The organism is Thermogutta sp. (assembly GCF_014359955.1).
GTDB lineage: Bacteria > Planctomycetota > Planctomycetia > Pirellulales > Thermoguttaceae > Thermogutta.
Genome location: NZ_JACIYL010000226.1, coordinates 1 through 5760 on the forward strand (window position 1 = coordinate 1; position 5760 = coordinate 5760).

The 5760-nt window shown below is 59.4% G+C and carries 4 protein-coding genes; 2 read left to right on the forward strand and 2 right to left on the reverse strand.

Annotated elements, in window-relative coordinates:
- Positions 1–883 precede the first annotated feature (883 nt).
- Positions 884–2167 (forward strand): aminotransferase class I/II-fold pyridoxal phosphate-dependent enzyme, encoded by a 1284-nt coding sequence (locus H5U08_RS08730; protein WP_297032224.1) that lies wholly within the window; start codon positions 884–886, stop codon positions 2165–2167.
- Between the two features lie 33 nt (positions 2168–2200).
- Here H5U08_RS08730 and H5U08_RS08735 read toward each other — a convergent pair whose 3' ends face one another.
- Positions 2201–2410, reverse strand: a complete 210-nt coding sequence (locus H5U08_RS08735; protein WP_297032226.1) for a hypothetical protein — start codon at positions 2408–2410, stop codon at positions 2201–2203.
- 464 nt (positions 2411–2874) lie between these two features.
- Here H5U08_RS08735 and H5U08_RS08740 point away from each other — a divergent pair, with 464 nt between their 5' ends.
- Positions 2875–4380: a sulfatase gene (locus H5U08_RS08740; protein WP_297032228.1), complete on the forward strand. Its 1506-nt coding sequence runs from the start codon at positions 2875–2877 to the stop codon at positions 4378–4380.
- Between the two features lie 6 nt (positions 4381–4386).
- Here H5U08_RS08740 and H5U08_RS08745 read toward each other — a convergent pair.
- Positions 4387–5760 (reverse strand): hypothetical protein (locus H5U08_RS08745; protein WP_297032230.1); only part of this gene is annotated, 1374 nt, incomplete at its 5' end.

Sequence of the window (5760 nt, forward strand, 5' to 3'; positions counted from 1 at the left end):
GAGGTGCATTTTCAGCCACGGGGGGAACGGATAGCGGCGCCGGGAAGGGGAAAAGGCAGGTCAAATGTGGGTCACCTTGGGAGAAATGCACCGAGAGCCCTCCTGCCGTGATCTTTGACACCCGTCCGATAACCGCCTGCGCCTGTGGCATATCTCCCCTTTTCCTCTCCCGGTGGGGGCGCGGACGTCCACACGGGTTCGCGCGGGAGTGAGGTTCAACCCGGAGGGACGTGCTTGTCAGGTGCATATTCGGAGGGACCCGCTCGTCGGGTCCGCCTCTCGGAGGGACCCGCTTGTCAGGTCCGATGAATACCGATTGATGACCCATGCCGCTTCGCCGGGCACGACAGGCGTGCCCCTCCGGACGATCGGAGGGACGTGCTTGTCACGTCCGCTTCGCGATGTTGGACTATCCGTTGTTATTCCCTGGGCACGACAGGCGTGCCCCTCCGACCTGTTTGAAGGGACCTTTTTCGGAGGGACCTGCTTGTCAGGTCCGATGAATACCGATTGATGACCCATGCCGCCTCCCCGGGCACGACAAGCGTGCCCCTCCGACCTGTTTGAAGGGACCTTTTTCGGAGGGACGTGCTTGTCACGTCCGCTTTTCGTCCTTTCGGACATCCCATATGTCCGACCGAATTCCAACTCCTTGGTTCACGTACCGGTTCAACTGCGGGCCGATTCATGAATCGCCCCTACCCAGTGTGCCCGTGGCTTGGGGTGGATTTTTGTAACAGTGGGAACGGGTCAGGCCTCCGCCGGTATTCCCCATTTCCCAGGCGATTCTGTACACTGAAAGAAATGGCCAGAAATCGATATCCCTAGGACTTTCCCAGGATATTCCATTTTCAACCGCCCTATGACGGGGTAACGATAGCATATGCACGAGAAAGATTTGCCGAAAGAAGTCCCCGGTCCGATCGGTCCCACGGAAACCCGGTCCGGATTCAGCATCCCGGTGGCGGATCGCGTCCTCCGTTTGCCGCCGTATCTGTTTGCGCGGATCAATAAACTCCTTTACGAGAAACGTCGCGCCGGCGCCGATGTGATCGACCTGGGAATGGGAAATCCCAGCGATCCCCCGCAGGATATTGTGATAGAAAAGCTCGCCGCAGCCGCTCGGGATCCGGACAATCATGGCTACACCGAATCGAGGGGGATTCTGAACCTCCGCCGGGAGGTAGCTTCCAAGTACTTCAAACAGTTCGGAGTCCGATTGGATCCCGAATCTGAAATCATCGTGTGCCTGGGTTCAAAGGATGGATTCAGCCATCTTTGCCTGGCTTTGTTGGGGCCAGGAGATACGGCCGTCGTGCCGGCCCCGTCTTATCCGCCCCATGTGTACGCGGTCATTCTGGCAGGCGCCAGCACGATCAGTCTGGATGTCACCAAGCCGGACGAATTTCTGTCGCGTCTCGCTTTCGTCTGCGAGAACATTTTTCCGCGACCAAAGGTCGTCGTGGTCAACTTTCCTCACAATCCTACCACAACCGTCGTGGAAGCCGACTTCTACCATGAACTGGTGCGACTGGCCAAGCGATACGGCTTTCTTGTGGTCAGCGACCTGGCCTACGCGGACGTCACGTTTGACGGCTACCGGGCGCCGAGCTTACTGGCCGTTCCTGGCGGACGAGATGTGGGCGTGGAACTCACCACGATGAGCAAAGGTTACAATATGGCGGGCTGGCGGGTGGGATTCTGCTGCGGAAATGCGGAGATGGTGCGGGCTCTCGCCACCGTCAAGACTTATTACGACTACGGCATGTTTCGCGCGATTCAGGTGGCGGCCATTGTCGCTCTGCGGCACACGGATGCCGCCGTTGAGGCCCAAGCCCGCGAGTACCAGCGGCGACGCGATGTCCTCTGCGAAGGACTGGAACGGCTGGGGTGGCCCATTGTTCGCCCCAAGGCGACGATGTTCGTGTGGGCGAAAATTCCCGAACCCTGGGCCAGCCAGATGTCGTCGTTCGACTTCGCGATGAAACTGCTGAAAGAAGCCGACGTGGCTGTCAGCCCCGGCGGCGGTTTTGGCGCAGCGGGCGAGGGATATCTGCGACTGGCGCTGGTCGAAAACGAACACCGCCTCCGCCAGGCCGTTCGCCAGATCGGGCGGTGTCTCGGACAGGCGCAAAGCCAACCACCCGCGCGAGTCGCCGGGAACTGACAGGAACCGTTGGGAAAGACAGAAGCAAACGCCTCAACTTGAGGTCGCGGCTCGGCTCTGCTTATTCTGCTCTTGATACCGCGCCCGAATTTCCTCAAGTTCTTTACTGAGCCGGTAATGGAGAGGACTTTCCGGTCTCAGGTGCTTCAAGAGAGATTCGGCCCGTTTCAGCTTCTTTTCGTCCACCGGACCTTTAGAGAACAACGAGTTCCAACTGTGGGCAACCTGTTGTTCGGTAAGCAAGTGTGACCTCCCTTGTTCTGGAGACACGTAACCGACGCTATCAGCAAAACAACCCCCTGAAAAACGCTGATAGCGATTCATTGCTATTATATCGTCACAGCCTCGCCGGTCCACTCGCACAGAGTCCGCACGCGGAGCGTTGCAGCATCGTTCCTGAATTCTCGGCAGGGCTGTCGTTCGCGGAGGGGTTTATTATTCTACGCGGATGTCTTCGGTCGCGTTCGCACGCCGCTCACGTGCGCAATCTATCCACAGAATCCGCGCGGATTGCAAAGCTGTGGTGGCAGGCGCGACCTGTGATCGCCGACAGTCAGAACATTCCGCCACAGTGTGCAGACCCAGCGGTGCTCCCGAAAGAGCCTGCACTTGGGTAAATTGGGGTCAATTCTGTGGTGGATTGGGTAAGACGTGTCGTCCCTGTCCCCAGAGGCTGTTTCACTTTCTTAACACAGGGGAGGTGTCTCATGGTCAGCCGTCGGAGTGCCGAGTTTCTGGTCGTCGCTGTGGGCTGGATGCTGCTCTTCCCACCAACTGGATATGGAGCATCCGCCTCTGCCCCGAGCAAACCCAACGTCCTGTTCATCGCGATTGACGATCTCAATGATTGGACGGGCTTTCTGGGCGGCCACCCACAGGCAAAAACGCCGAATCTGGATGCCCTCGCCAAACAGGGGATGATTTTCACCCGCGCGTATTGCACAGCTCCGGCGTGCAATCCTTCCCGAACAAGCCTGTTGTGCGGCGTTTTGCCTTCCTCGTCAGGCGTCTATCACAATGACAATCCCTGGCGCCCGCAACTTCCCGATACCATCACCGTGTTCCAGCATTTCATGGCTCACGGTTACAAGGTGTACGGAGGAGGAAAGCTCTTCCACAATGTTTTCAATGATCCCCAGTCGTGGGAAGTGTACTGGAACCGGCCTGGTGATCCGGTGCCGCCCAATCGACCTGTCAACGGCATTCCCAATGCGGCCCATTTTGATTGGGGGCCCCTCGACGTGGATGACGCCGCGATGGGCGACACCAAGCTGAGCGACTGGGCGATCGAATTCCTCAACCAGAAGCACGACCGCCCGTTCTTTTTGGCCGTCGGATACATTCGTCCGCATTTGCCCTGGTATGTGCCGCGACCGTACTTCGATGACTTTCCCCTTGCGAACATCGTTCTTCCTCAGGTGAAGGAAGACGATCTGGATGACGTCCCGCCGCTGGGGAAAAAGATGGCCAACCCGCAGGGGGACCATGCCCGGGTGCTGGCCACCCACAACTGGGAAAAAGCCGTTCAGGGCTACCTGGCCAGCATCGAGTTTGTGGATCGGCAGGTGGGCCGGTTACTGGATGCCTTTCAGAAAAGTCCTTATGCGAACAATACGATCGTGGTTGTGTGGGGAGATCACGGCTGGCATCTGGGGGAAAAACTCCACTGGCGAAAATTCACACTGTGGGAAGAGGCCACCCGTGTGCCGCTTATTATCTGCGTCCCGGGCATGACGCAGCCAGGAAGCCAGTGCCCTCGCACCGTGAGCCTGCTTGACCTCTATCCCACCCTGTGTGAGTTGTGCGACCTTCCCATCCCAGAACACGTGGAAGGCAAGAGCATTGTGCGGCTCCTCAAGCAGCCGGATGCGCCCTGGGATCGACCGGTCATCACCACGCACGGCTATATGAACCACGCGGTACGCTCGGAGCGCTGGCGCTACATCCGCTACAGCGACGGGACGGAGGAACTCTACGACCACGAGAAAGACCCGATGGAATGGACCAATCTCGCCAACGATCCCGCTTACGCTGAAGTCAAGGCGGAGCTGGCCCAATGGCTGCCCAAAGTCAATAAACCGGAAGGCCCCAAAGCCAGGCCTCAGAACAACCAGCGCCGAGGTGGCCGCGCTCTGCCGCCCGAGAGTGCTTCCTGGCCGGAAGGTCTCCGCGCGTATTTTGCCCAGGAATGGTTCGGCGAATTTCAGCCGTGAAGGGGCTCAGCCCTCTTCAATGACATTCCAGCCCATCAGCCGGGCCAGGTGGTAGGCGCTTTGCAGGTGATCCCCGTAAAACACGACCCGGTGGAGGAGCGTCATTGCGTCCTCCGTCTGGAGCGCACTACTCCAGTTGGCCACCATTTTCGCGGCGTCGCGGACTTCGCTGACCAACTGCGTGCGACATCCGTGGACCGATTTTTCCGGCACTTCCACGATCTTGGCGGTGGATATCAGTAAGGTATCCAGATTGACGAACTTGGTTCGGGTGATGACCTCGCCCACGCGGTACTGCACTTCGGGGACACATCCACTTCCGCCGACTTCCGAATGCCCGCGGAGCAGGTAAGGATGCTCGGGGCCATCGATGCTGTCCAGCTTCAGCGGCCCGGTGCAGTGAGCGGTCCAAAGCACATTGCGCGACGTGTCGAAGGTGGCATTTCCCTGGAAGCCGGGTTTGTCAAACGCATAACGGAAGATGAGCATCGTGAGGAGCGAATCCATGTCGCCCTCGCAGGCAGCCGGCAATCCGCGATCGCGCAAGCGTGCAAAGCCGAGGCAGGGGAATCCCCTTGGCAACCAGCCCATGCACGTTCCCACCGCCAGTCCCTGAGCCTGGTACTTGTCCATCAACCGGTTGAGAGCCACACTCACCCGCGCGGCTTTCACAATGTCTTCTTCGGTGGGTTCGACGATCTGCTTGGCGCCTTTGATCCACCGCTGGGCTTCTTCGCGGACGGCGTCCTCTTCCACCGCTGCCATCATTTCGTCGAACGCTGCCTGCTCGACGGCCAGAACTTCTGCCCCGAGACGCTCTTTGATCAGTTCCGGGGAACAGGCCGGGGCTGTTCCCCGCGCCGGCGGGAAGAGGAGAATCCGCGTCTGCTTGAGGAGCGGAATGACCCGCAACAGGCGCACGGCGTGTTCCAGTTCGGCCAGGTCGCTCGTCGCGAATAACGTGACGCGATGTCCCGCCCGCTGCCAACGGTGGGGATACATCCAGTCGTGCCCACTGGCGGGAAGCGAGAAGACGATCATCGGATGCCGGGCTTCCAGGATCGGACCGACCAGCCGGGTGAGCGCAAAGCAACTGAGGTTGATGGCGAGAATGGGAGTTCCCTCTCCGATGGTTCCCAGGAAGTTTTTGGTCTGTTCGGCGTTCTCCGATTTGCCGTGGATCAGCTCGACATTCCCGAGTTTCTGCTCGACCTCTTTGAGGACCTTCTGCATCTGTTCCACATGAGGCGGATCCGTGTTCCAGCCGCGATCCACCGGCCCCGGTGCGCCTGACCAGAGAACGCCAATCCGCACTTTTTCTGGTCGCTGGGCGGGAGCTGCCTCCGATGCCCACGTGTAACTCCAGCTCGCAGATGCCGC

Coding starts and splice junctions, on each gene's coding strand:
- H5U08_RS08740 (WP_297032228.1), top strand. CDS start 2,875: ATGGTCAGCCGTCGGAGTGCCGAGTTTCTGGTCGTCGCTGTGGGCTGG.
- H5U08_RS08730 (WP_297032224.1), top strand. CDS start 884: ATGCACGAGAAAGATTTGCCGAAAGAAGTCCCCGGTCCGATCGGTCCC.